Consider the following 21,211-nt stretch of genomic DNA (forward strand, 5'->3'; position numbering starts at 1 on the left):
TAATGTGTCGCTGTGCCCGCCCGAACCGATTTCCCCGGCGTCCTCGAACTCCTGACCCACGCGGTGGAGTCCGTCGGCGGTGCCGAGCGCCCGGGGCAGGTCCAGATGGCCGACGCCGTCGGCCGCGCCATCCGCACCGGTGAGCACCTGGCCGTGCAGGCCGGCACCGGCACCGGCAAGTCACTGGCCTACCTCGTGCCCGCGATCCGCCACGCCGTCGAGAAAGAGGCCACGGTGGTGGTCTCCACGGCGACGATCGCGCTGCAGCGCCAGCTCGTCGACCGCGACCTCCCGCGCCTGGCGAAGGCGCTGAAGAAGCCGCTGGGTCGCGAACCGACCTTCGCGATCCTCAAGGGCCGCCGGAACTACATGTGCCTGCACCGGCTGGATTCCGGCGCACCGGACGAGCCGGAGGACGCCCAGCTCTTCGACCCGTTCGCGGTGTCCCGGCTGGGCAAGGAGGTCACGCGGCTGCGGGAGTGGGCGTCGGACACCGAAACCGGCGACCGCGACGAGCTCGTCCCCGGGGTCACCGATCAGGCGTGGCGCCAGGTTTCCGTGACGGCGAAGGAATGTCTCGGCGCTTCACGCTGTCCGATCGGCACGGACTGCTTCGCCGAGAAGGCCCGCGCCGAGGCCGGCCGCGCCGACGTCATCGTGACCAACCACGCGCTGCTGGCGATCGACGCGTTGCAGGGCTACCAGGTGCTGCCGGACCACGACGTGGTGATCATCGACGAGGCCCACGACCTGGTCGACCGGGTCACCTCGGTCGCCACCGGCGAGCTGACCAGCGCGATGTGCGCGGCGGCCGCGCGCCGCTGCGGCAAGCTCATCGACGCCGACGTCGCCGACGGCCTGCTGGAGGCGGGTGACGGGCTGGCACTGATCGTCGACGACCTGCCCGCGGGCCGGATGGACGAGCTGCCGCGGCCGCTGCAGGGCATCATCCCGGCGGTCCGCGACGCCGCGCACCGGTGCATCACCGCACTGGGCTCCGACCGCAAGGAGGACGTCGAGGGGGCCACCGCGCGCAAGCTGGCGCGCTCACTGCTCGACGAGGTGCACGACACCGCGGTCCGGCTGCTGGAGGCGTTCGACGAGGACCAGGCGCACCAGCGTGACGTCGTCTGGCTTTCCGGCGACAAGTACGCGTCGAACCCGCGGCCGCCGGCGCTGAAGGTGGCGCCCCTGGGTGTCGCCGGCCTGCTGCGGGAGCGCGTGTTCAACCAGCACACGACGATCCTGACGTCCGCGACGCTGACCCTGGGCGGCACGTTCGACACCATGGCGCGGCAGTGGGGTCTCCCGCCGGGCGCGCCGCAGGTCGAGAAGGCGCCCGGCGCGGCGACGGACAAGGAAGCCCCGTCGGACGCCTCGGGCCCGAAGTGGACCGGCCTGGACGTCGGCTCGCCGTTCGACCACCGGCGCAACGGCATCCTGTACCTGGCCAAGCACCTGCCGCCACCGGGCCGCGACGGTCTTGTTTCGTCCACAATGGACGAACTGGCCGAGCTGATCGAAGCCGCGGGCGGGCGCACGCTGGGCTTGTTCTCCTCGATGCGGGCAGCCAAGCAGGCCGCCGAGGAGATGCGCGGACGGCTGGACTTCCCGATCCTCTGCCAGGGGGACGACGCGACATCGTTGCTGGTCCAGAAGTTCGCCGGCGACGTCCGCACGTGCCTGTTCGGCACGCTCAGCCTGTGGCAGGGCGTCGACGTCCCCGGGCCGTCGCTGCAGCTCGTGGTGGTCGACCGGATCCCGTTCCCGCGCCCGGACGACCCCGTCTCCTCGGCGCGCCAGCGCGCGGTGGAAGCCCGCGGCGGCAACGGGTTCCTCACCGTGGCAGCCACGCACGCGGCGCTGCTGCTGGCGCAGGGCACCGGACGGCTGCACCGGTCGGTCACCGACCGCGGGGTGGTGGCGGTGCTGGATTCGCGGCTGGCGAACGCCCGTTACGGCGGTTTCCTGCGTGCGTCGCTGCCGCCGTTCTGGCCGACGATGGACCCGAAGGTGGTGCGGGAGGCGCTGCGCCGGCTGGACGCAGCCGCGCCCGCGTGACGCGGGCCGCAGCCGCGCCCGGTACGGTGAAGCCACCGAAGCAACAAGGGAGCACCGGTTGACCCAGGATTCGTCCAGCGCCCAGTCCCGGACCGTCAGCGTCGACGACACCGGAGTGCGGCGGCGGCTCGCGGACGGCAGCGAAGAGGCTGTCACGTGGTCCGACCTGTCCTCGGTGATGGTGCGGGTCATCCCGGACGGCCCTTGGAACGAAGACGTGTTCTTCATGCTCGTGGGCACCGACGGCAAGGGCACCGCGGTACCCAGCGGCGACCCGGCGGCCGACGCGCTCATCGAGCGGCTGCAGTCCCTGCCGGGATTCGACAACGAGAAGTTCATCGAAGCCATGACGACCGACGCCGACCAGGCCTACGTCGTCTGGGAATCCAGCCAGAACTGAGATGCGTTGCACCGTCTGCTGATCCCGGTCGCACCGGACCCTACGCCGGGAACTCCTCCGTCACCGGAATCCCCTTCTTGAGGGTGCGGCTCACCGTGCAGAGCCGGTCGATCGCGCGGTCCACGGCGCCGGCCAGTGCCGCCCGCTGATCCGCCGTCAAAGTCGACACGTCGACATCGAAAGTGACGTGGACGGCGTCCAGCTCCGAAGCGCCCTCGCGCCGATCGGCCGAGACACCGACCCGGAACTCCGCGTCTTCGCCGATCCGCCGCGTGATCAGCTCTTCCGCGGTCACCGCGCTGCAGCCCGCGGCCGCGATCTGCAGCAACTCGGCGGGCGAGAAGGCCCCTTCGGCGCCCGCCCGGCCCAGCCGGACCTCCGCGCCCCGGTCGTTGCGCCCCACGAACGCGTGCCGCCCGGTGCGCTGTACTTCGAGTCCCATGCCCGCTCCAACCGGCTCAGCCGGGCACTTGTTCCGGCGCCCACTGGGCAAGAACCGTGATCGTGCCCGGATCGACCTCGGTGAACCCGGCGTCCCGGACGGCGATCACCCGGTCGCGCAGCCACGCGCCCTCGGGGTCGTCACCGGGGTGCAGTTCCTTCCAGTGCGCGACGCTCGCCGCGCGCACGGCGACCCGGTAGCCCTGGGCGGCCCAGCCGGCCAGCTCGGTGGCGCCCAGCAGCGCGGCGAGGATCATCGTCGCGTGGCCGACCTGCGCGGCGGCCTTGCCGACGGTCATCGGGACGTGCGGGTTGAGCAGCAGCAGCGGCACGCCGTCCGGGATCGGGCCGGGCTCGTCGGGCGGCAGTTCACTGCCCGAGATCTGCAGCCGCGCGACCTCCTTCGGCGTCTCGGTGACCAGTCCCGGCACCAGGGCCCGCGCCTCGGCGCCGTCGACCTCGACCGTGATGCCCGGCAAGTCCTGCACGGCGGCCCAGTGCGCGCCGCGCGCCCGCCGCGCGACCTTCCGGATCCGGTTGTCGAGCCACGCGTGCATCGGCTCGGCCCACTCGCCGCCGGGCCGCGCGCGCTCGTCGAGGCACACCGCCAGCGCCGCCGCGGCCGCCGCCTCCAGGAGCGGGGTGCGGCGCGGCGGCTCGGCGCGTTCGATGCGGAGGATGACCGGCATCGCCCGGACTTCCTCCGGGAGCTCGTCGGAGGTGTCCGAAGTGTCTTCGGCCGGAAGCCCCAGCCAAAAGGCGTAGCGGGCACCCAGGGGGTCGAGAACGCTGCTCACGGACGCATCAGCTCGAACCCGTCGGCGGCGTCGGCCGCTTCGACCTCCCCGCGGGTGAGGCCGAGCACGAACAGCACGGCGTCGAGGTACGGGTGCGACAACGCGGTGTCGGCCACCTCGCGCAGCGCAGGCTTCGCGTTGAACGCGACGCCCATGCCGGCGGCCGAAAGCATGTCGATGTCGTTGGCACCGTCCCCGACGGCGACGCACTGCTCGAGCGGGATGTCGTACTCGGCGGCGAAGCGGCGAAGCACCTTCGCCTTGCCCGCACGGTCGACGACGTCACCGATGACCTTCCCGGTGAGCTTGCCGTCCACGATCTCGAGCTCGTTCGCCACCGCGAAGTCGAGCCCCAGCTCCTCCACCAGGCCCCCGATGACCTGCATGAAGCCGCCGGACACCACGCCGGTGCGGAAGCCCATCCGCTTGAGCGTGCGGATCGTCGTCCGGGCGCCGGGAGTCAGCTCGATCGACGCGGCGACCTCGTCGATCGCCGTCGCCGGCAGGCCGGCCAGCAGCGCGACCCGCCGTTCCAGCGATTCGGTGAAGTTCAGTTCGCCGCGCATGGCCGCGTCGGTGATCTTGCGGATCTCCGGCTCCACCCCGGCGTGCGCACCCAGCATCTCGATGACTTCGCCCTGGATCAGGGTCGAGTCCACGTCGAACACGACGAGCCGCTTCGCCCGGCGCATGATGCCCGCCCGCTCCACCGCGATGTCGATCCCCGCCTCGACGGCGGCGTCGGCGAGTTCCGAGCGCAGCGCGGCGTCGGCCTCGGGGGTGTCCTCGTCGACCGAGACGTACAGCTCGAGCCCGGTCACCGGGTAGTCGGCGACACTGCGGATCGCGTCGATGTTGGCGCCCAGCGAGGCCAGCCGGCGGGCGACCTCGGAGAAACCCCGCGCGGTCACCGGGCGGCCCAGCACCACCAGCACGTGGGAGGAGTCCCGGCGGCCGAGCGCGAACGGGTCCTCCCCGATGGCCGACCCGATCTTGACGTCGACCTCCATGCCGACGGACGCCATCGCCTGCTCGACCGTCTCCTGCAGGCCCTCCGGGTCGCGGTAGACCCCGGCGAGCACCCCGAGCACGAGCTGCCCGCGGATGACCACCTGCTCGACGTCGAGCACGTCGACGTCGTGCCGGGTCAGCACGGCGAACAGCACGGACGAGACGCCCGGCTTGTCGGGACCGGTCGTCGTGATCAGGACGGGAGTCTGGCTCACTGGTCATCCCTCGTTCGGCAACGCTGCACGGCCAGTCTGCCGGTCCGCGGTCGAACATAAGTAGAACGCGTGCCCGGCTTCACAAAAGCCGGGCACGCGCTCACTCGATCAGGGTGTTACTCGCCGTCCTGCTCGCTCGCGTTGTCCCTGGAGTGGTCACCCGGGATCACCGCTTCGGTGAGCAGCTGCGACGGCGCCGCGTGGCTGTTGACCCTCTGCTTCCCGAAGAAGCCGATCTCACCCTCGCTGTGGATGCGCTCGATCATGTGCGGGTAGTGCAGCTCGAACGCGGGCCGCTCGGAGCGGATCCGGGGCAGCTCGGTGAAGTTGTGCCGCGGCGGCGGGCACGACGTCGCCCACTCGAGCGAGTTGCCGTAGCCCCACGGGTCGTCCACCGTGACGATCTCGCCGTACCGGTAGCTCTTGAAGACGTTCCAGATGAACGGCAGCGTCGAGGCACCGAGGATGTACGCGCCGATCGTGGAGATCGTGTTCAGCGTGGTGAAACCGTCACTGGACAGGTAGTCCGCGTACCGCCGCGGCATGCCCTCGGCACCCAGCCAGTGCTGGACGAGGAACGTGCCGTGGAAGCCGATGAACGTGGTCCAGAAGTGCCACTTGCCGAGCTTCTCGTCCATCATCCGGCCGGTGATCTTCGGGAACCAGAAGTAGATGCCGGCGAAGGTGGCGAACACGATCGTGCCGTAGAGCACGTAGTGGAAGTGCGCGACGACGAAGTAGCTGTCCGACACGTGGAAGTCGATCGCCGGCGCGGCCAGCAGGATGCCGGTCAGGCCGCCGAAGAGGAACGTGACGATGAAGCCCATCGAGAAGATCATCGGCGTCTCGAAGGACAGCTGGCCCTTCCACATCGTGCCGATCCAGTTGAAGAACTTGATGCCGGTCGGGACGGCGATCAGGAACGTCATGAAGGAGAAGAAGGGCAGCAGCACGGCGCCGGTGGCGTACATGTGGTGCGCCCACACCGCGACCGACAGCGCCGCGATGGCCAGCGTCGCCCAGACCAGGCTCTTGTAGCCGAACAGCGGCTTGCGGCTGAACACCGGGAAGATCTCCGACACGATCCCGAAGAACGGGAGCGCGACGATGTAGACCTCGGGATGGCCGAAGAACCAGAAGAGGTGCTGCCAGAGGATCACGCCGCCGTTTTCGGGGTCGAACACGTGCGCCCCGAGGTGCCGGTCCGCCAGCAGGCCCATCAGGGCCGCGGTCAGGATCGGGAAGGCGAGCAGGACCAGGATCGACGTCACCAGGATGTTCCAGGTGAAGATCGGCATCCGGTACATCGTCATGCCCGGCGCGCGCAGGCAGACCACGGTGGTGATCATGTTGACCGCGCCGAGGATGGTGCCGAGACCACCGATCACCAGGCCGGAGATCCAGAGGTCCGCGCCGACGCCCGGCGAGTGGATGGCGTCCGACAGCGGGGTGTAGGCGAACCAGCCGAAGTCGGCGGCGCCACCCGGGGTCAGGAAGCCGGACATCACGATCAGGCCGCCGAAGAGGTACAGCCAGTACGAGAACGCGTTCAGCCGCGGGAAGGCGACGTCCGGCGAGCCGATCTGCAGCGGCAGGATGAAGTTCGCGAAGCCGAACAGGATCGGGGTCGCGTACAGCAGCAGCATCACCGTGCCGTGCATGGTGAACAGCTGGTTGTACTGCTCCTGGGACAGGAACTGCTGCCCGGGCCGCGCCAGCTCGGTGCGGATCAGCATGGCCATCGCGCCGCCCGCCATGAAGAAGGCGAACGACGTGACCAGGTACATGATCCCGATCTGCTTGTGGTCCGTCGTGCGGAACAACCGCAGCAGGTACGAACCCTTAACCGACTCGCGCGCGGGGTACGGGCGCGTGGCGATCGGCTTGGGGGCTACGGCCGTCACTCCTGCCTCCAACACTGAAACCTTGTGGTGGTCATCGTCGCGCCACCGGGGCTCGGGAAAGCCCGACCCGGCGGCTTAGGGGGATCGTAGCCCTCGCTACCGACAGTCGCGCGCACCGGCTGGCAAGATCGGGCCGTGGCCGACGACTACACCCTGGCGGCGGTGCGCGCGGCCCTCGCCGTCACTGCCCGGCTCGGCCTGCCCGCCCACGATCCCGATGTGCTCCACGAGCGGTCGAACGTGCTGGTGAGGCTGGGTCCGCTGGTCGCCAGGGTGCCCGCGACGACCCGGCTGCTCCGCCCGGAACCGGCGCCCTGGCTGACGCGGGACGTCGAGCTCTCCCGGTTCCTCACGGACCGTGGTGTGCTCGTCGTCTCACCGACGACCGATCCCCCGGCGGGACCGCATTTCGCGGACGGGCTGCCGGTCACGCTGTGGCACCACACCCCGCACGATCCGGACCACCGGTACGCACCGGACGTCGTCGCGCGCTCCCTCGCCGAGGTGCACGCGGCCCTGCGCGAGTACCCGGGCGAACTGCCGCGCCGCGGGCCGCTGGACGAGCTCGGGCGGCTGTTCGACCGGCACGACCTCGATCCCCGCCTGCGTCCGGAAGCCGCCCGGATCGAAGCCGCCCTGCCGGACGTCGCCGTCCAGCCGCTGCACGGCGACGCGCACCCCGGCAACCTGATCGCGACGGCGGCCGGGCCCTGCTGGCTGGACTTCGAGGACACCTGGCGCGGGCCGCTCGCCTGGGACCTCGGCGTCCTGGCGCGGCAGGGCGGCCCGGAGTACCTGGCCGCCTACCCCGGTTCAGTGCCCGACGACGCCCTCCGCGCGTATACGCAGCTGCGAGAACTCTTCGCCGTCGCATGGCGCTTGGTCCTCGCTCAGCGGTTCCCGCACCGGCTTCCCGAAGCCCGCTCCGCGCTCGCCGCCTACTTCTCGCTCTCGTGAGTCGCCGGGTACCAGGACAGGATCGCCTCGACCACGCCGGCGGGGTCTTCGAGCGGGGTCAGGTGACCGGCGTCCGGCAGCACCACGAGCGTCGCGCCTGCCATGGCCCCGGCCATCGCGCTCGCCGCCGCCACCGGGGTGATCGGGTCTTCTTCCCCGACGACGACCAGCGCCGGGACGCCGCAATCCCGCAGCAGGTCGAGGGAATCGGGCCGGGTGCGCAGCGCCAGCGCCGTCCAGGAGATCCCGGCGGGCGGCTGGGACTCGATGATCTCCCGGACCGTTTTGACGAGCTCGGGACGCCGCTCACGCGTCGACGCGGCCAGCAGGGTGGGCAGGGTGGCCTCGGCCAGCCAGGTCTTGGTGCCTTCCTCCTCGACGCGGGCCGCGACGTCGAGCCGCGTCTGCGCGGCCTCGGGCGTGTCGGGCGTCGCCTTGGTGTCGATCAGCACCAGGCCGCCGATCCGCTCCGGCGCGAGCCGCAGCACGGCCATCGCGAGGTAGCCGCCCATCGAACAGCCACCGAGCACGACCCGGTCGAGGTCCAGCCGGTCGAGCAGGGCGACGACGTCGCGCGCGGCGTCTTCGAGGCTCGGTTCGCGCGAGGACTCCGGCAGCGGCGAGCGGCCGAGTCCACGCTGATCCGGTGTGATCACCCGAAGGTGTGAAGCGAGGGGCTCGCGCACCGCGTTCCACATGCGGGAATCCAGGGGAAAGGCGTGCAGGAGGACCAGTGGCAGTTCGGTCATGCGCATCATTTTGTCGGACCCCCTCGCTAGCTTCGCCGATGTGTTCACCGACATCGAAACCGACCGGCTGCTGCTGCGTCGGCCCCAGGAGGCCGACCGGCAGGCGATGGTCGACATCCACACCGATCCCCGGACCAACCGCTTCCACCCCGACCCGCCCGGCGTTCCGCGCGCGTCGGCGATGTTCTCGGAGTGGCTGGCGCACTGGGCCGAGCACGGCTTCGGCTACCCCGCGGTGCTCGAACGCGGCGGTACCGAGGTGATCGGCATGTGCGGCGTGCGGCTGCGGGAGTTCCACGGCGAGAAGGTGCTGAACCTCGGTTACCGGTTCCGGCCGTCCGCGTGGGGCAAGGGCTACGCGGTCGAGGCGGGGCTGGCGGTCCTTGAGTGGTGTGCCCGCGAGCTGCCGTCGGTGCCGGTGCTGGCGAGCGTGAGCATCGCGAACAAGCCGTCGTTGCGGGTGGCCGAGCGGCTCGGCTTCACCGAGTACACGGAGGAGATGTACGACGGCGCGATGTCGCGGCACTACCGGCGCTGAGCCGGGCGGTGTTTGACAACTCCAGAGCGAATCACCCGCGGCGGTGCGGCCGTCGCCGGGCCCGCGCTTCCCAGCAGGCCCGGTGCCAGTGCCGCCGGTCGGCGATCGAGCCGGTCTCGTCGGCGGGCCAGACGACGAGGTGCGGCGTGCCCGGCCGGATCTCGTGGTCGCAGCCGGGGCAGCGGTAGACCTTGGTGGCCTGGCTCCCGGGCACGGTCCGCACGAGCCAGTCACCATCGGTCCCGCTCTCGGCCCGCGCCCACCCGGTGGCCGCCCCGAGCTCACGCTCGGGCGGCCCGCCGTCCGCGCGGCGGCCGGGACGGTTGCGTCGTGGCACCCCAAAACGGTAGCTGCCACGCACCACCCCCTCCCCCACCACCTACGCGAGATCCGCCCCCAATCACGCGAGTTCCGTCGCTGATCACGCGAGATCCGTCTCCCATCACGGGTGATGGCCCGTCGGGGCTCAGGCCGCCCGGTCCGGCGGAGTCCTCGCCGCCGAGCACCCGACATGCCACAGCGGGAACGGCCCGTCGAGCGTCCGCGCGGCGATCTCCGGCACCCCCGTCAGCCCGGTGGACAGGTCGGCACCGGCGACGCGAAAGGTCCGACCGGCGCACGTGCGCGTGAGCCGGCCGGCCGGGGGCGGGTCAGCCCTGGGCGAGCGCCAGCGGCACCAGCTGCTCGGCGGTGGTGAGCGAGCCGTGTTGCCCGATCAGCGACGTCTCGACGGCTTCCGCGAGTCCCCGCACCATCCCGAACCGGTCCCGGGCCGCGGCGACGACGTCGCCGATGCGGGGCAGCACCCGGTCGCTGACCGTGTGCCCGAACCAGCCGTCGGCGACGGCCTCCTCGCGCGAGCGCACCCACGCCCGCTCGCCCAGCACCTCCCGCCAGGCCGCGAGGACGTCCGCGGCCGCGCCCGGTTCGGTGTAGACGTGCCGGGCCCGGACCTCGCCACCGAACGTCCGGACACCCGCCAGCAGTTCCGGGACGTCTTCGAGGTCGAGCTGGTCGTCGACGGTCACCATCCCGTGGTCGGCCACCACCGCGAGCAGCGCGCCGGGCGGCAGACCCTCCACAAGGGACTCGACGAGCCGGTCGATCTGCCGCAGCTGCATCCGCCAGGCGGCCGAACCGGGGCCGTAGACGTGCCCGAGCAGGTCGAGTTCGCTGTGGTAGGCGTAGCAGAACGCCCGCCCGTCGAGCACCGACAACGTCCGCGCGGCCAGGTCGCCCAGGGCGTGGACCCCGGCGTAGCACGCCCCGCTCTGGGTGGCCCGGGTCAGTGCCGTGTCGGCGAACTTGGCGGCCGAAACCACCGCCGCGTCGATCCCCGCGGCAGCGGCACGCTCGAACGTCGTCGGCAGCGGCTGCACCTCGCGGGGCGGGAGCGCACCGCGGAGGTCGCTGCCGTCCTCGTGGCTGCACCAGCGCAACGCGTTGAGCACGCCCGTGCCCGGCATTTCGAAGGTGTAGCCGACCATGCCGTGCTCACCCGACGCGAGCCCGGTGCCGATGGCGGCGACGCCGGCCGCCGTCGTCGACGGAAACCCGACGCGCAGCGGCTCGCGGGCGAGCTCGGTCAGCACCGGGGCGTCCGCGGCGTGCTCGGCGAGCAGCTCCGCGCCGAGCCCGTCGACGAGCAGCACGGCGGCACTGCGCGCCTCCGGCAACGCCAGCGTGTTCGCGCAGCCGGGTACCCCGAGCGCAGCGAGCAGGGACGGGACGACCTGGCCGAGGTGCGGGACGTCGGCGAGCGAAGGCGGCTGCACGCGCCCAGCTTCCCATCCACGGCGGTGTCCGGCGATAATCTCGGCATGCCGACCTACGCCTACCGCTGCCGCGAGTGCACCGAGACGTTCGAGCTCCTGCGCCCGATGAGCGAATCCGGTGCGCCGGCGGCCTGCCCGGAGGGCCACGCCGACACCGTCAAGCTGCTCACCACCGTTGCCCTCACCGGGGCCGCGGGTGGTCCCGCGGCCCCGGCCGGTGGTGGTGGCGGCTGCTGCGGTGGCGGCTGCTGCGGCTGACCGGGCTCAGAGCGCCTTCAGCGCCTGGTCCAGATCGGCCCACAGGTCCTCGACGTCCTCGAGCCCGGCGGAGAGCCGGATCAGCTGGTCGGAGACGCCGGCGTGGTGCCGGTCGCCGGCATCGACGATCCGGTGGCTGATCGAACCGGGGTGCTGGATCAGCGTGTCGACGCTGCCCAGGCTGACGGCCGGCGTGATCAGCCGGACGGCGCCGATCAGCGCGTGCGGGTCGCCGTCGACCTCGAACGCGACCAGCGGCCCACCGATCCGCGGGTAGTGGACGGCGGTCACGGCCGGGTGCTCACCGAGGCGTGCGGCCAGCGTCGCCGCGGTCGCGGACGCGGCGTTGACCCGCAACGGCAGCGTGGAAAGCCCGCGCAGCAGCAGATATCCGGCGAGCGGGTGCAGCACGCCGCCGGTGGCGAACCGGATCTGCCGCAGCCTCGCAGCTTCCGAAGCGTCGCAGGCGACGATCCCGCCCATCACGTCGCCGTGGCCGCCGAGGAACTTCGTCGCGCTGTGCAGCACCATCCGGGCACCGTGGCGGCCGGGTCGTTGCAGGACCGGAGTGGCGAACGTGTTGTCCACCGCCAGCGGCACGTCCCCGCAGGCGGCCGACAGCTCGGCGATGTCGGTCTCGGCCAGGGTCGGGTTCGCCGGGGTCTCCACGAACACCAGCCCGGTGTCCGGCCGGAGCGCGGCGGCGACGGCATCGGGCGCGGCCCAGGTGACTTCGGTGCCGAGCAGTCCGGACTCGAGCAGGTGGTCGCTGCAGCCGTACAGCGGGCGCACCGCGACGACGTGCCGTTTCCCTTGCGCCACCGCGGAAAGCAGGCAAGCCGAGACGGCGGCCATGCCGCTGGCGAACGCGACGCCGTGGTCGAAGCCTTCGAGCTCGGCGAGCGCACGCTCGAACCGCTCGACGGTCGGGTTGCCGACCCGGCCGTAGATCGGCGGGCCGTCGAGCTCGGCGCCCGCGGTGAAGGCGTCGATCCGGGCGGCTTCGGCGGCACTGTCGCGGGACGGGTAGGTCGTGGACAGGTCGAGCGGAGCGGCGTGCACGCCGAGGTCCGTGAGATCGTCACGGCCGGCGTGGACGGCTCGCGTGCGCAGCGAGGAGGTCATGGCAGCATGGTCGAGCTTTCCCCGGACCAAGAGCAATGGTCTCGGATATGATTCGGCAATGTCCGCTTCTGTCGAACTGAGTCCGGTGGACCTCGAGATTCTGCGGCTACTGCAGAACGACGCCCGGATCACCAACAAGGACCTGGCGGCCGCGGTCGGCATCGCGCCGTCGACGTGCCTGGACCGCGTCGCCCGGCTGCGGGACACCGGCATCATCACCGGTCAGCACGCGTCGGTCGACGCGGCCAAGCTGGGCCGGCCGCTGGAGGCGTTCCTGTTCGTCCAGGTCCGCCCGCACCGGCGGCCGCTGGTCGATCCGTTCATCGAGCACCTCCTCTCGCTGCCGGAGGTGCGCGCGGTCTACCACCTGACCGGGCCGGACGACTTCCTCGCGCACGTCGCGACCAGCTCCGCCGGGGAGCTCCAGCGCCTGGTCCTCGACGAGCTGACGGCCCGTGACGAGGTCGCCCGCGTCCACACCAACCTGGTGTTCCAGCACTGGAACGGCGGCCCGCTGCTGCCCCCGGGCGCCTGACCTCAGAGGGTGTCGAGCCAGCGGCGCGTCTCGCGCGGGGACGTCAGCCGGACGACGGCGGGGCCGGCCGGGTCGGCGGCCCAGGCGCGGATGCGCGCCCGCTTTTTCGCGAACGACGCGAAGTGCCAGCGGATGATCGAGTCCGCGGAGAAGATCTGGCGGACGGACTCGACGTTGCCGTTGCAGATCCGCTTGCGGGTCACGGCCCGGACGACCGTCCGGCGCACCAGGCGGCTCAACGAAAGCCAGCGCGGGTAGTCGAGGCCGACCACGAGCTGGGTGCGGGCCAGCACGATGTCCCGCCACTTGCCGTAGGCGGCGTCGAGGACCCAGCGCTCCCCCGCGCACACCTCGGCGATGCGGCGGCGCTGCTCCTCGTCGGGGACCTGGACCCAGCCCGGCTCCCAGGAGAGGTCGTCCCCGGAGTGGTAGGGCAGGCCGGTCCGCTCGGCGATCCGGGCCGCGAGCGTCGACTTGCCCGAGCCGGTCACGCCGTAGACGACGATGCGGTCAGGGATCGAGGTCACGGGCGGGCTCCCGCGGTCCGCGGTAGGGCAGGGTCTGGCTGTAGACGAGGTTCGTGGTCGTGCTGCCGAACTGGGCCAGCTCGTCGACCGTGCGCTCCAGGTGGGCCATGGACGCCGCGGCGATCTTGAGCGTGTAGCAGTCGTCGCCGGTGGTGCGCAGGCATTCGAGGATCTCAGAACGCTCAGCGAGCAGCTTGTGCAACGGCTCGTGCCGGCTGCCGGGGTACTTGAGCCGGACCACGGCGAGCACCGGGTAGCCGACCTTGCCGAGGTCGATCTCCGCGCGGTAGCCGGTGAGGACGCCGGCCGCCTCGAGCCGCCGGAGCCGTTCGGTCGCCGCGGACGCGCTGAGGTTCACCCGGCGGCCCAGCTCGGTGAGCGGCAGCCGGGCGTCGCGCTGGAGCTCGGCCAGGATGGCCCAGTCCGTCGGGTCGAGACTCTCGGCCATAGGCCGAAGATACCGTGGGATCCACGGCCGAAGGGGCCGAACGCCGTGATCGTTCCCTTCCGATCGGGGCTGGGGCGTCGATAGCCTTTTCGGCGTGAAGATCGGCGTCAACGTCCCCAACTTCGGGCCCGGCACGGACCCGGGAGTCCTGCGCGCCTGGGCGCAGACGGTGGAAGGCCTCGGCTACGACCTGCTGATGGTGTCCGACCACGTCGCCATCACGCCGGACGTCGCCGGGCAGTACCCGGCACCGTTCTACGAGCCGTTCACGACGCTGTCGTGGCTGGCCGGAGTCACGCAGCGGGTGCGGCTGGGCACCACCGTGCTGGTGGTGCCGTACCGGCATCCCCTGCTGGTCGCGCGGATGGCGGCGAACCTCGACGCGCTCAGCGGGGGCCGGCTCGTGCTCGGCGCCGGCATCGGCTGGGCGAAGCAGGAGTTCGCTGCTCTGGGCGTGCCGTTCGAGCAGCGCGGCAAGCTCACCAGCGAGTACCTGCGGACGATCCGCGCCGCGTGGGCCGGGCACGACGACTACCGCGCGGGTCCGATTCCGCTGTGGCTCGGTGGGCACAGTGACGCCGGGCTGCGCCGCGCGCTGGAGCTCGGCGACGCGTGGCACCCGCTGCGGCTGACGATGGCCGGGTTCCGGGAAGGGCTGGCACGGCTGGAAACGCTGGCCGACGACCGGCCGGTGCCCGCCTTCGCGCCGCGGATCCTGCTGCGGGTCACCGCCGCTCCGGTGTTCGACCCCGACCGGCGCGCCGGAGAAGGCACGCTCGACCAGGTCCTGGACGATCTGGCGCAGTTGCAGGCGCTGGGTGCGGACACCGTCGTGCTCGACCCGTTCGACGCGGACCCGGCCGAAACGCTGCGCCCGGAAGTGGCGTGGCGGGACCTCGCGGCCGTGGCCGCACTGTGGAAGGAGAAGGAGAACCGGTGAAGGAAACCGAAGAAACCCTGCTGCGGCGGGCGATCGAGCTCGCCCGCGAGGCGCGCGAGGACCACGGCAACCCGCCGTTCGGCTCCCTGCTGGCCGACGCCGACGGGAAGATCCTGGCCGAAGACCGCAACACCTCGCTGACCGACAACGACATCACGGCGCACCCGGAGCTGAAGCTGGCCCGCTGGGCAGCCCAGCACCTGGCCCCGGAAACCGCGGCGGCCACGACGATGTTCACCAGCACGCAGCCGTGCGGGATGTGCACCGGCGCGATCGAGCGGTCCGGCTTGGGACGGGTCGTGTACGCACTGTCGACCGAGCAGTTCCTCACCCTCCGCCCGCCGGTCACGTGGGGCGGGTACCAGCTGGACGGCCCGGCCCTGTTCGACGAGGCCCGCGTCCCGGTCGAGGGCTATTACCGGTGACGAGCTTCCCCGTGCGGCCGGTGGCCCGGGTGGAGTCGGCCCTGACCGACCTGGCCACCGCCCCGAAGCAGGGCGACGAGGGCGCGCCGCCGGCTCGCGTGGTGTTCGCCCCGGAGTTCCACGCCGCGGCCGCCGATCTCCGGCCGGGAGATCGCCTGGTGCTGCTGACCTGGCTGCACGCAGCCGACCGCGCTGTCCAAACCGTGCACCCGCGCGGCGACCCGGACCGGCCGGCCACCGGGGTGTTCTCGACCCGCTCCCCGGACCGCCCGAACCCGATCGGCCTCCACACGGTCACGGTGACGGCCGCGGAGAGCGGCTCGATCACGGTGACCGGCTTGGAAGCGATCGACGGCACCCCGGTGCTCGACGTGAAACCGGTCCTCGGCGAGGTGGCTGGGCGTTGAGCCGGCTGATCACGATCGGGGCACCGGGGTAACAGCCGCCGTCGCCCAGCCGACCTCATCCGGGCGATCGGAGCAATGCCGAGCGCCGAACGGAGGAGCCGCGATGACCAACGCGTTCGAGCCCATCCAGCCGGGGTCCGTGGCCGCCACCGCAGACCCCACCACCGGTGCGCACCAGGACCAGCCCGTGGCATCTGCTCTTCGCGGGTGTGGCAGGTGCGGCTTTGGTGGGTGCCCTGTGGGTCGGCCTGGACCTGGCCCACTCCGGCTCGCCGAGCGCGGACGGCGCAGGCGTCCCCGCGGGCGAAAAGTTCTCCCTCGTCGAGGTGTCCCACCGGGGCCGGATCATGGTGCAGCCCGAGGACGCGCGAACCGGGAAAGTCGCGTTGAGCCTGGGCAGCTGATCAGTAGTCCTTGAAGCCCTTCCCGGTCTTCCGGCCCAGCCGGCCCGCGGTCACGAGGTGCTCCAGCAGCGGCGCCGGCGCGAAGCCTTCTTCGCGGAACTCGTTGTACAGCGTCCGCTGGATGGCCAGGGAAACGTCGAGGCCGACGACGTCCAGCAGCTCGAACGGGCCCATCGGCAGGCCGCAGCCGACCTTCATGGCCGTGTCGATGTCGTCCGCGGCCGCGTAGTGGGCTTCCAGCATCTTCACCGCGTCGTTCAGGTACGGGAACAGCAACGCGTTGACGATGAAACCCGCGCGGTCACCGCAGTGCACCGCGTGCTTGCCCACCGCCGCGCAGACCGCGCTCGCCGTCGCGACCACGTCCGGTGCGGTCGAGATCGTCGACACCACTTCGACCAGCTTCATCACCGGCGCCGGGTTGAAGAAGTGGAGGCCGATCACGTCGGACGGCCGGGACGTCGCTGCCGCGCACTCGATCACCGGCAACGAAGACGTCGTCGTCGCCAGGACCGCGCCTGGGCGGACCACCTCGTCCAGCGCCGCGAACACCGCCTGCTTCACCGAGAGCTCCTCGGCCACCGCCTCGACGACCAGGTCGACGTCGGCCAGTGCCTCGAAGTCGGTCACCGGAGTGATCCGGGCCAGTGCCGAAGCAGCGTCCTCTTCGGACAGTTTGCCCTTGACCACGGCCTTGTCGAGTGATTTCTTGACGCGAGCCACCGACGCCTGCGCCTTTTCCAGGCTCCGGGCCCGCAGCACGACGTCGAGGCCGCGTTTGGCGAACACCTCCGCGATACCGGTCGCCATCGTCCCGGTGCCGACCACGCCGACCCGCGCCACCGGGCGCGGCGGGACACCGTCCACCGTGGACACCACATCGGCGGAGACCACGGTGGGCGAGTCCGGGGCGTCGTAGGTGTAGAAGCCCCGGCCGGTCTTGCGGCCCAGCAGGCCCGCCGTGATCATCTGCTTGAGCAGCGGCGCCGGTGCGTGCAGGCGGTTGCGGGACTGGTGGTACATCGTGTCGAGGATTTCGTTCGCGGTGTCCAGCCCGATCAGGTCGAGCAGCGCGAGCGGGCCCATCGGGTAGCCGCAGCCGAAGCGCATCGCGGCGTCGAGGTCCTCGCGCGTGGCGTACCGCTGCTCGTACATCCGCACCGCGTGGTTGAGGTAGCCGAACAGCAGCGCGTTGGCGATGAACCCGGCCCGGTCGCCGATCACCACCGGCACCTTGCCGAGCCGCTCGGCGAACTCGACCGCTTCGGCGACCACGTCCGGCTCGGTCACCACGGTCTTGACGATCTCGACGAGCTTCTGCACCGGCGCCGGGTTGAAGAAGTGCAGGCCGACGACCTTGCCGGGACGCGCCGTGTGCACGCTGATCTCGGTGATCGAGAGCGACGACGTGTTCGACGCGAAGACCACCTCGGGCCGGGTGATCTTGTCGAGCTCGGCGAAGACTTCGGCCTTCAGCTCGAGGCTCTCCGGGATCGCCTCGATCACCAAGTCCACTTCGGACAGATCCGACAGCGACGTGCCGTACCGGATCCGGCCCAGCAGTGCCTCGCGCCCGGGCCCGTCCAGCTTGCCGCCGGAGAGCGCCCGTTCGGTGGAGTGCTCGAGGTGCCCGCGACCACGGGCGATCCCCGCCTCGTCGAGCTCGACCGTGACGACGTCGAGCCCGCTGCGCGCGAGCACTTCGGCGATACCGGCCCCCATGGTGCCCAGGCCGACCACACCGACCGTCGAGATGTCCCGCGCCATCGAGGCCTCCAGAGATGTTACTCGCTGGTAATTGCCCCGACTCTCCCACACGGGACCGCCGGAAGCCCAGACGGAATCGAGTCAGTACCGCTCAAGTCACCCGGCCGAGCTCCCGGCTTCACTCGCCGAAATTGCCGTCCACCAGCTCCTTGACCTTGGCCAGCGCGGCTTCGGCCTGCGGCCCGCTCGCCCGCACGCGGAGGCGGTCGCCCTGGCGCGCGCCGAGCGACATCAGGGCCAGCACGCTGTGACCGTCGGCCTCCTGCTCGCCGAGCCGCACGGTGACCTCGGCATCGACGCCGCTCAGCGTGCGCACCAGCAACCCGGCCGGCCGGGCGTGCAACCCGACCTCGTTGTGCAGCTCCAGCTCGATTTCGGCGCCGTCGGCCGTGGCCTCGGCGGGCGCCAGGTCCTCGGGGAGCCCGGCCGCCGCGGCGGCCTCCGCCACCGCCCGGCGGTCCCGGCCGGCCTGCGCCGCGACCGCCGCCGCGATCGCGCCCTCCACCAGCGGGCCGTCCGCGACGACCGCGGCCGAGGGGTCGGCCAGCGATTCGACGGCGAGCTCGGCCGTCATCTGCGCACTGCCCAGGTCGTAGAGCAGCACGACGCCGTCGCCGGAGTCGGCGCGCTGGGTGGCCGCGACGACCTCGTCGTAGTCCGTGCCGATCGAGCCGTCGGAGAGGCCGCCGGCAGGCAGGATGGTGACGTCCGGTGCCATCTGGGCGGCCAGCTCGGCCAGGCCTTCGGCGAGCTTCGCACTGTGCGACACGAGCACGATTCCCACGCTCACCGGGCCGCCTCCGCGAACGCCCGCAGCAGCAGCGCCGAGGAGCAGGCGCCGGGATCCAGGTGCCCGACGGCGCGCTCGCCGAGGTAGGACGCCCGGCCCTTCCGCGGCACCAGGTCCACTGTGGACTCCGCGCCGCGGTCGGCCGCGTCGGCCGCCGCGGTCAGCACCGCGGCGACGTCACCGCCGTCCTCGGCCGCCTTCTCCGCGGCCGACACCGCGGGGATCAGGGCGTCGACCATGGTCGCGTCGCCGCCCACGGCCTTGCCGCGGGCCTGGACGCCTTCGAGGCCGGCGCGCAGCGCGTCCAGCAGCGCCGGGACGTCGAGGTCGGCGGCCGTGCCGAGCTTGGCCGACGCACGCAGGAAAGCCGTGCCGTACAGCGGGCCCGCGGCGCCGCCGACCTTGGAAATCAACGTCGTCGCGACGAGCTTGAGTACCCCGCCGGGGGTGTCCGGAACAGCGGAATCGAGCGCCGCCACGACGGCCGTGAAGCCGCGGTTCATGTTCTCGCCGTGGTCGCCGTCACCGATCGCGCGGTCGAGCTCGATCAGTTCCGCACGGTGCTCGGCGATCACCGCCGCGGCAGCGCGCACGGCCGCCGCGACCCCCTCGGCCTTGCAGGCCATCAGAGCCCCCACCGCAGCGCGGCGGTGTTGACCGGGGCGTCCCACAGCTCGGTCAGCTCGTCGTCCAGTTTGAGCAACGTCAGACTCATCCCCTGCATCTCGAGGCTGGTGGTGTACGGGCCGACCAGCCGGCGCTCGACCACGATCCCACGGTCGGCCAGCAGCCGCTCGGCGATGCCGTGGGCCAGGTAGAGCTCGACGAGCGGGGTGCCGCCCATCGAGTTGGTGAACAGCAGCACCCGGTCGCCCGAAGCGAACGGCAGGTCCGAAACGACCGCCTCGACCATCCGCTCCACCAGCGCGTCGGCCGGCTCGGCCGGGATCCGTTCGCGGCCGGGCTCGCCGTGGATGCCGATACCGAATTCGATCTCGTTCTCCTCGAGGTCGAAGCTGGGGGTGCCGGCGTGCGGCACGGTCGGCGCGGTGAGCGCGACGCCGATCGACCGGACCTGGCCGATCACCTTCTGCGCCAGCGCGGTCACGGCGTCGAGCGAATCACCGCGCTCGGCGGCGGCGCCGGTGATCTTCTCCAGCAGCACCGTGCCGCCCACGCCGCGCCGGCCCGCGGTGTACGTCGAGTCCTTGACCGCGACGTCGTCGTCGATCACCACGCTGCGCACCTCGAGGCCCTCGGCGGCGGCCAGCTCGGCGGCCGTCTCGAAGTTCAGCACGTCACCGGTGTAGTTCTTGACGATGAGCAGCGCGCCCGCGTCGCCGGTGGTCGCGGTGACCGCGGCCTGCACCGCGTCCGGCGTCGGCGAGGTGAACACCGCACCGGGCACGGCGGCGGCGAGCATGCCTTGGCCGACGAAGCCGCCGTGCAGCGGCTCGTGCCCGGACCCGCCGCCGGAGATGACGGCGACCTTGCCCGCGACCGGCGCGTCGCCACGCACCACGACGTCCGGGTCGTACTGGACGCGGAGGATGTCGGCGTGCGCGGCGGCGAGCCCCCGCAGCGACTCGGCGACCACGTTCGCCGGATCGTTGATGATCTTCTTCACGGCAGCCTCCGGCGGCATCGGCGGGTGGGTGCCCCCTTCCTACCTCTCCGCGCGGCCCACCGCCAGGTCAGGCTTTCGGGAGCTTGGTGACGACGTTCTTCGCCACGGTCACCGCCTGGCCGCACGGGTCACCGCCGCCGTCGGTGTCGCCCTGGTAGTCCACCTGGGCCAGTTCGACGTCGTCGCCCTGCCACGGCCGGTGCTGCCACTGGACCTTGCACCGGGCGGAATCCCCGGTCTGCTGCTTCCGGAACCCGGTCACCCCGTTGCCGAGGTCCACCTTGGAGTAACCGTCGCCGACGAGCGGGGGCAGGCCCGGCAGGAACCCGACCGTCACCCCGGGGCCCCCGGCCCGGTCCTTCCACTCGCAGGAGTGCAGGCCCGAGGGCGTGGGCTTCGCCGACGGCACGACGGAAGTGACCACCGCGGTGTCCGCCATCGCGCAGGGATCGGCGGTCAGCACGGTGCCCGAGGGCGTCGAGTACTTCTCCGGCGAATCGTGCACCTTCTGGACGACGGCCTCGACCAGCGTCTGCCCGGGACGGCAGGGGTCGCCGGCGTAGGTGACCGAGACCGCGAGCGCCAGGTCCGGGTTGAGCGCCGTCATCGCCGCCACCGTGCAGTCGGTGTCGCCGGTCTTCTCCACGCGCACGGGCAGCCCGCCGGCCTGCCCGGTCGTCTTGTCGGCCCGAGGCAGCAGAGTGCTGCCGATCTCGAGCTCGAGCCGGATCTCCTTGCCGCCGGGGTCCTTCACCTTGTTCCTGCAGGTGTCGAAGGCGATCGACGACGGCGACGGGTCGTCTTCGACCGTGCCGAGGCCCAGCGCGCCCAGTGCGTCCTTCGTCAGGAACTGGCAGGGCTGGATCGTGCGGAGCACGGCCGCCGCCACGGCGGGGTCGGTGATCGGGCCGTCGGCGACCTGGCCGGCGCCGGCCGCCGCGGGCACCGTCGTCCGGGCGAAGTTGGACTTGCCGAGGTCCGGCCCGCACGCCGTCAGCGGCAGCGCCAGGGCGGTGACCAGCAGGAACAGCTTCGGGAGCCGGCGGTGCCGAACGTCTGAGAACACGCGGAGCACGGTAGCTGCACCCGTGCGCCGCTGTCCGGACAACC

The 21,211-nt window shown here is 71.8% G+C and carries 25 protein-coding genes; 10 read left to right on the top strand and 15 right to left on the bottom strand.

Annotated features, from left to right (window positions below; all coding sequences use genetic code 11):
- Window positions 1-12: 12 nt before the first annotated feature.
- Together AB0F15_RS02955 and AB0F15_RS02960 are read left to right on the top strand one after the other, a co-directional pair.
- Window positions 13-2,061 carry an ATP-dependent DNA helicase gene (locus AB0F15_RS02955; RefSeq protein ID WP_360264201.1) on the top strand — a complete coding sequence of 683 codons (2,049 nt, stop codon included), beginning with the start codon at window positions 13-15 and terminating at the stop codon, window positions 2,059-2,061.
- Window positions 2,062-2,119: 58 nt separating this feature from the next.
- Window positions 2,120-2,461, top strand: a complete 342-nt coding sequence (locus AB0F15_RS02960) for a hypothetical protein (protein ID WP_360264204.1) — start codon at window positions 2,120-2,122, stop codon at window positions 2,459-2,461.
- A gap of 40 nt (window positions 2,462-2,501) precedes the next feature.
- Here AB0F15_RS02960 and AB0F15_RS02965 read toward each other — a convergent pair whose 3' ends face one another.
- The 4 genes from AB0F15_RS02965 to ctaD all read right to left on the bottom strand — a co-directional run bounded on the left by AB0F15_RS02965 (window position 2,502) and on the right by ctaD (window position 6,829).
- The gene (locus AB0F15_RS02965) at window positions 2,502-2,903 is read right to left on the bottom strand and encodes an OsmC family protein (RefSeq protein WP_360264206.1); all 402 of its coding nucleotides are present in this window, start codon (window positions 2,901-2,903) and stop codon (window positions 2,502-2,504) included.
- Between the two features lie 16 nt (window positions 2,904-2,919).
- The gene (locus AB0F15_RS02970) at window positions 2,920-3,699 is read right to left on the bottom strand and encodes a peptidyl-tRNA hydrolase (protein ID WP_360264209.1); all 780 of its coding nucleotides are present in this window, start codon (window positions 3,697-3,699) and stop codon (window positions 2,920-2,922) included.
- Window positions 3,696-4,925 carry a phosphoserine phosphatase SerB gene (serB, locus tag AB0F15_RS02975; RefSeq protein ID WP_360264211.1) on the bottom strand — a complete coding sequence of 410 codons (1,230 nt, stop codon included), beginning with the start codon at window positions 4,923-4,925 and terminating at the stop codon, window positions 3,696-3,698. The genes AB0F15_RS02970 and serB overlap by 4 nt, the downstream gene beginning before the upstream one ends.
- A 116-nt stretch (window positions 4,926-5,041) precedes the next feature.
- The gene (gene ctaD, locus AB0F15_RS02980) at window positions 5,042-6,829 is read right to left on the bottom strand and encodes a cytochrome c oxidase subunit I (protein ID WP_360264214.1); all 1,788 of its coding nucleotides are present in this window, start codon (window positions 6,827-6,829) and stop codon (window positions 5,042-5,044) included.
- A gap of 135 nt (window positions 6,830-6,964) precedes the next feature.
- Here ctaD and AB0F15_RS02985 point away from each other — a divergent pair, with 135 nt between their 5' ends.
- The gene (locus tag AB0F15_RS02985) at window positions 6,965-7,786 is read left to right on the top strand and encodes a phosphotransferase (protein WP_360264217.1); all 822 of its coding nucleotides are present in this window, start codon (window positions 6,965-6,967) and stop codon (window positions 7,784-7,786) included.
- On the opposite strand, the gene AB0F15_RS02990 is transcribed toward AB0F15_RS02985, so the two are convergent.
- Window positions 7,768-8,535, bottom strand: coding sequence for an alpha/beta hydrolase (locus tag AB0F15_RS02990; RefSeq protein WP_360264219.1), 768 nt, complete (start codon window positions 8,533-8,535; stop codon window positions 7,768-7,770). The genes AB0F15_RS02985 and AB0F15_RS02990 overlap by 19 nt on opposite strands.
- Between AB0F15_RS02990 and AB0F15_RS02995 the strand changes: the two genes are divergently transcribed.
- A complete protein-coding gene (locus tag AB0F15_RS02995; RefSeq protein WP_360264222.1) occupies window positions 8,534-9,073 on the top strand; it encodes a GNAT family N-acetyltransferase in 540 nt (179 codons plus the stop codon). The genes AB0F15_RS02990 and AB0F15_RS02995 overlap by 2 nt on opposite strands.
- A gap of 31 nt (window positions 9,074-9,104) precedes the next feature.
- Here the strand turns inward: AB0F15_RS02995 and AB0F15_RS03000 are convergent, their stop codons facing one another.
- Both AB0F15_RS03000 and AB0F15_RS03005 read right to left on the bottom strand, forming a co-directional pair.
- Window positions 9,105-9,410: a hypothetical protein gene (locus AB0F15_RS03000; RefSeq protein WP_360264224.1), complete on the bottom strand. Its 306-nt coding sequence runs from the start codon at window positions 9,408-9,410 to the stop codon at window positions 9,105-9,107.
- A 313-nt stretch (window positions 9,411-9,723) separates the two neighbouring features.
- Window positions 9,724-10,848, bottom strand: coding sequence for a nucleotide pyrophosphatase/phosphodiesterase family protein (locus tag AB0F15_RS03005; RefSeq protein WP_360264226.1), 1,125 nt, complete (start codon window positions 10,846-10,848; stop codon window positions 9,724-9,726).
- A 45-nt stretch (window positions 10,849-10,893) separates the two neighbouring features.
- Here AB0F15_RS03005 and AB0F15_RS03010 point away from each other — a divergent pair, with 45 nt between their 5' ends.
- On the top strand, window positions 10,894-11,106 hold the full coding sequence (locus AB0F15_RS03010; RefSeq protein ID WP_360264228.1) for a zinc ribbon domain-containing protein: 213 nt from the start codon (window positions 10,894-10,896) through the stop codon (window positions 11,104-11,106).
- 6 nt (window positions 11,107-11,112) lie between these two features.
- On the opposite strand, the gene AB0F15_RS03015 is transcribed toward AB0F15_RS03010, so the two are convergent.
- Window positions 11,113-12,231 carry a PLP-dependent transferase gene (locus tag AB0F15_RS03015; RefSeq protein WP_360264231.1) on the bottom strand — a complete coding sequence of 373 codons (1,119 nt, stop codon included), beginning with the start codon at window positions 12,229-12,231 and terminating at the stop codon, window positions 11,113-11,115.
- A 58-nt stretch (window positions 12,232-12,289) separates the two neighbouring features.
- Between AB0F15_RS03015 and AB0F15_RS03020 the strand changes: the two genes are divergently transcribed.
- Entirely contained in the window at window positions 12,290-12,766 is a 477-nt protein-coding gene (locus tag AB0F15_RS03020; protein ID WP_360264234.1) for an Lrp/AsnC family transcriptional regulator, read from the top strand.
- A gap of 2 nt (window positions 12,767-12,768) precedes the next feature.
- Here AB0F15_RS03020 and AB0F15_RS03025 read toward each other — a convergent pair whose 3' ends face one another.
- Window positions 12,769-13,293: an adenylate kinase gene (locus AB0F15_RS03025; protein WP_360264236.1), complete on the bottom strand. Its 525-nt coding sequence runs from the start codon at window positions 13,291-13,293 to the stop codon at window positions 12,769-12,771.
- Window positions 13,277-13,741, bottom strand: a complete 465-nt coding sequence (locus AB0F15_RS03030) for an Lrp/AsnC family transcriptional regulator (RefSeq protein WP_360264238.1) — start codon at window positions 13,739-13,741, stop codon at window positions 13,277-13,279. Before AB0F15_RS03030 ends, AB0F15_RS03025 begins: the two co-directional genes overlap by 17 nt.
- Before the next feature lie 94 nt (window positions 13,742-13,835).
- Between AB0F15_RS03030 and AB0F15_RS03035 the strand changes: the two genes are divergently transcribed.
- From AB0F15_RS03035 to AB0F15_RS03050, 4 genes are all read left to right on the top strand, one after another.
- Window positions 13,836-14,681: an LLM class flavin-dependent oxidoreductase gene (locus tag AB0F15_RS03035; RefSeq protein WP_360264240.1), complete on the top strand. Its 846-nt coding sequence runs from the start codon at window positions 13,836-13,838 to the stop codon at window positions 14,679-14,681.
- Complete coding sequence (locus AB0F15_RS03040; RefSeq protein WP_360264243.1) at window positions 14,678-15,106, top strand: nucleoside deaminase; 429 nt, start codon at window positions 14,678-14,680, stop codon at window positions 15,104-15,106. Before AB0F15_RS03035 ends, AB0F15_RS03040 begins: the two co-directional genes overlap by 4 nt.
- A complete protein-coding gene (gene tsaA, locus AB0F15_RS03045; protein ID WP_360264246.1) occupies window positions 15,103-15,513 on the top strand; it encodes a tRNA (N6-threonylcarbamoyladenosine(37)-N6)-methyltransferase TrmO in 411 nt (136 codons plus the stop codon). Before AB0F15_RS03040 ends, tsaA begins: the two co-directional genes overlap by 4 nt.
- Before the next feature lie 227 nt (window positions 15,514-15,740).
- Complete coding sequence (locus tag AB0F15_RS03050) at window positions 15,741-15,917, top strand: hypothetical protein (RefSeq protein WP_360264249.1); 177 nt, start codon at window positions 15,741-15,743, stop codon at window positions 15,915-15,917.
- Here AB0F15_RS03050 and AB0F15_RS03055 read toward each other — a convergent pair whose 3' ends face one another.
- The 5 genes from AB0F15_RS03055 to AB0F15_RS03075 form a co-directional block, all read right to left on the bottom strand.
- Window positions 15,918-17,684: a 3-hydroxybutyryl-CoA dehydrogenase gene (locus AB0F15_RS03055; protein WP_360264252.1), complete on the bottom strand. Its 1,767-nt coding sequence runs from the start codon at window positions 17,682-17,684 to the stop codon at window positions 15,918-15,920. It abuts the gene before it with no gap.
- Between the two features lie 118 nt (window positions 17,685-17,802).
- Window positions 17,803-18,474 (bottom strand): dihydroxyacetone kinase phosphoryl donor subunit DhaM, encoded by a 672-nt coding sequence (dhaM, locus tag AB0F15_RS03060; protein ID WP_360264255.1) that lies wholly within the window; start codon window positions 18,472-18,474, stop codon window positions 17,803-17,805.
- Window positions 18,471-19,100, bottom strand: coding sequence for a dihydroxyacetone kinase subunit DhaL (gene dhaL, locus AB0F15_RS03065; protein WP_360264258.1), 630 nt, complete (start codon window positions 19,098-19,100; stop codon window positions 18,471-18,473). Before dhaL ends, dhaM begins: the two co-directional genes overlap by 4 nt.
- The gene (gene dhaK, locus AB0F15_RS03070; RefSeq protein WP_360264261.1) at window positions 19,100-20,101 is read right to left on the bottom strand and encodes a dihydroxyacetone kinase subunit DhaK; all 1,002 of its coding nucleotides are present in this window, start codon (window positions 20,099-20,101) and stop codon (window positions 19,100-19,102) included. The genes dhaL and dhaK overlap by 1 nt, the downstream gene beginning before the upstream one ends.
- A 67-nt stretch (window positions 20,102-20,168) precedes the next feature.
- A complete protein-coding gene (locus AB0F15_RS03075) occupies window positions 20,169-21,167 on the bottom strand; it encodes a DUF3558 domain-containing protein (RefSeq protein ID WP_360264264.1) in 999 nt (332 codons plus the stop codon).
- Window positions 21,168-21,211 lie beyond the last annotated feature (44 nt).

This window comes from Amycolatopsis sp. NPDC026612 (assembly GCF_040638285.1).
Classification (GTDB): domain Bacteria; phylum Actinomycetota; class Actinomycetes; order Mycobacteriales; family Pseudonocardiaceae; genus Amycolatopsis.